Source organism: Mesorhizobium sp. M7A.F.Ca.CA.003.01.2.1 (assembly GCF_003998945.1).
Classification (GTDB): domain Bacteria; phylum Pseudomonadota; class Alphaproteobacteria; order Rhizobiales; family Rhizobiaceae; genus Mesorhizobium; species Mesorhizobium ciceri.
In genome coordinates, this window is sequence record NZ_RZRA01000869.1 from 1 (window position 1) to 2,374 (window position 2,374).

Below are 2,374 nucleotides of genomic sequence, written 5' to 3' on the forward strand. Positions count from 1 at the left end.
CGCGCGCCTTGGCCGACCGCCACAACGCAATGACCAGCGCCACGAACAGGGCCAGAAACAGCAAAACGCCGAAGGCCAGCGCATGGCCGAGCGTGATCGTTGTGGCGCCAAGCCGGGCGACAGGCTCCGAAAGGATGGTGCTCAAATCATTCATGTGGACAGCATAGACGATTCGCCGCGATAGCACAGATCAAAACGTGAACGCGCCTGATGCCAACCGGTTGACGCGTTTCGCTGGAGGTCTTAGGTGGAACGCCATGCCGATCAAGCCGCTCATCATCCTTCCCGACCCCATCCTGCGCCAGGTTTCCAAGCCCGTAGAGCGTGTCGACGCGCCTTTGCGCAAATTAGCCGACGACATGCTGGCGACCATGTATGAAGCGCCGGGCATCGGGCTGGCGGCAATCCAGATCGGCGAGCCGCTGCGCTTGCTGGTGATCGATCTCGCCAAGGAAGACGAGACGCCGGCGCCGCATGTCTTCATCAATCCGGAAATCCTGGAGAGCGCCGATGCGCGCTCCGTCTATGAGGAAGGCTGCCTGTCGATCCCGGATTATTACGCCGAGGTCGAACGCCCCGCCGCCGTGCGGGTCAAATATCTCGACCGCGACGGCAAATTGCAGGAGATAGAGGCCGAGGGGTTGATGGCGACCTGCCTGCAACACGAGATCGACCACCTCAATGGCGTCCTGTTCATCGATCACATCTCGAAGCTGAAGCGCGACATGGTGGTAAAGAAATTCAAGAAGCTCGCCAGGGACAAGGCGCCGGGCAAGCTCGCGGGATAAGGTACGGGAGTCCCCTCCAGGCCTATTGTCGGCAGGATTGCCACCAAATGGAGATGCCGACGGTCGACATGCTGATCAGGGACATTCCTGAGCCTTTGAAGCGCGAGATCGAACTGGCGGCGCGCGAGGTCGGCCAGAGCGTCTCGGACAAGGCCATCGGCCTTCTGCGCAAAGGCATAGTTGCGGAGAGGCCGGCCCGAGAGGAGTCGAGCCTCTCGGCGTGGGCTGCAATTCGCTCGGCTTTCGTATCTGAAAGCGCAATTGGCGATGAATACGCGGAAATCATGGAGAAGATCGAAGCGGAAAGATAGCGCGACGGTCGTCCCGCGACTTCGACGGCCTTGACCTGAAGCTCGTAAACCCGTTTGAAGCGGATGCCTGAGCCGGCACACTGCGCGAGCAAGAAGACAGGATACCAGAAGAAAAAATGCCCCTTCGCGTCATCTTCATGGGCACGCCGGAGTTTTCGGTGCCGACCTTGCGCGCGATCGCCGAGGCTGGCCATGAGATATCAGCCGTCTATACCCAGCCGCCGCGCGCTGCCGGACGACGCGGACTGGAGCTGACGCCGTCGCCGGTGCAGCGCGAGGCGGAGCGACTGGGCATCGAGGTGCGGACGCCGGTTTCGCTCAAAGGCGAGGCCGAACAGGCCGCTTTTCGCGCCTTGCAGGCCGATGTGGCGGTGGTCGTCGCCTATGGTTTGCTGCTGCCGAAGGCGGTTCTGGAGGCAACCCGGCTCGGCTGCGTCAACGGCCATGCGTCGCTTCTGCCGCGCTGGCGCGGCGCCGCCCCCATCCAGCGCGCCATCATGGCCGGAGACCTGGAAAGCGGCATGATGGTGATGCGCATGGAAGAGGGCCTGGACACCGGTCCGGTCGGGCTGGTTGAAAAATGCGCTATCGAACCCGATATGACAGCCGGCGATCTGCATGATCGGTTGATGAGTGTCGGTGCTGCCTTGATGGTGGAAGCGCTGGCGCGACTGGAAAGGAATACGCTGACATTCACCACACAAGCTGTGGATGGGGTGACCTACGCCAAGAAAATCGATAAATCCGAGACTCGCGTGGACTGGACTCGCTCGGCAAGTGAGGTCCACAATCATATTCGCGGCCTGTCGCCCTTTCCCGGCGCCTGGTCGGAGATAGGAATTGGCGGCCGCCAGGAGCGGCTGAAACTGCTTCGCTCGACGCTGTCGCAAGGCCTGTCGCCTTCGGAAGATTTGGGCGAGTCGGGAGGAATTCTCGATGACCGGCTGACGGTCGCCTGCGGGGCAGGCGCGATCAGGCTGGTCGAAGTTCAACGGGCGGGCGGAAAGCCCGCTGCCGCGTCGGAATTCCTGCGCGGGGCCAAGATCGAAAAAGGACTGAAATTCTCATGAGCATGATGTCGATACGCGCGGCAACGCCGCGGGATCGCGAGGCCATCCGCCTCGTCGAGGAACACGCTTTCGGCCAGCAGGCGGAGGCCGGTCTGGTCGACGCGCTGGTGACCGGCGGCGACGCGGTTGCCGAACTGGTTGCGGAAGAGGACGGCCAGGTGGTCGGCCATATCCTGTTTTCGCGGCTGTTCGTCCAGAATGGCGG

The 2,374-nt window shown here is 62.3% G+C and carries 3 protein-coding genes and 2 pseudogenes; 4 read left to right on the top strand and 1 reads right to left on the bottom strand.

Annotation, left to right across the window (positions count from 1 at the left end):
- Positions 1 to 154: pseudogene (locus tag EN969_RS36310) on the bottom strand (DNA recombination protein RmuC); the annotation flags it as partial.
- 103 nt (positions 155 to 257) lie between these two features.
- Here EN969_RS36310 and def point away from each other — a divergent pair.
- From def to EN969_RS26915, 4 genes and pseudogenes are all read left to right on the top strand, one after another.
- The gene (def, locus tag EN969_RS26900) at positions 258 to 788 is read left to right on the top strand and encodes a peptide deformylase (protein ID WP_063169729.1); all 531 of its coding nucleotides are present in this window, start codon (positions 258 to 260) and stop codon (positions 786 to 788) included.
- A gap of 68 nt (positions 789 to 856) precedes the next feature.
- Positions 857 to 1,099 (top strand): plasmid stabilization protein, encoded by a 243-nt coding sequence (locus EN969_RS26905; RefSeq protein WP_244506880.1) that lies wholly within the window; start codon positions 857 to 859, stop codon positions 1,097 to 1,099.
- Between the two features lie 116 nt (positions 1,100 to 1,215).
- Positions 1,216 to 2,169: a methionyl-tRNA formyltransferase gene (gene fmt, locus EN969_RS26910; protein ID WP_063169728.1), complete on the top strand. Its 954-nt coding sequence runs from the start codon at positions 1,216 to 1,218 to the stop codon at positions 2,167 to 2,169.
- Positions 2,166 to 2,374: pseudogene (locus EN969_RS26915) on the top strand (N-acetyltransferase); the annotation flags it as partial. The gene fmt and the pseudogene EN969_RS26915, both read left to right, overlap by 4 nt.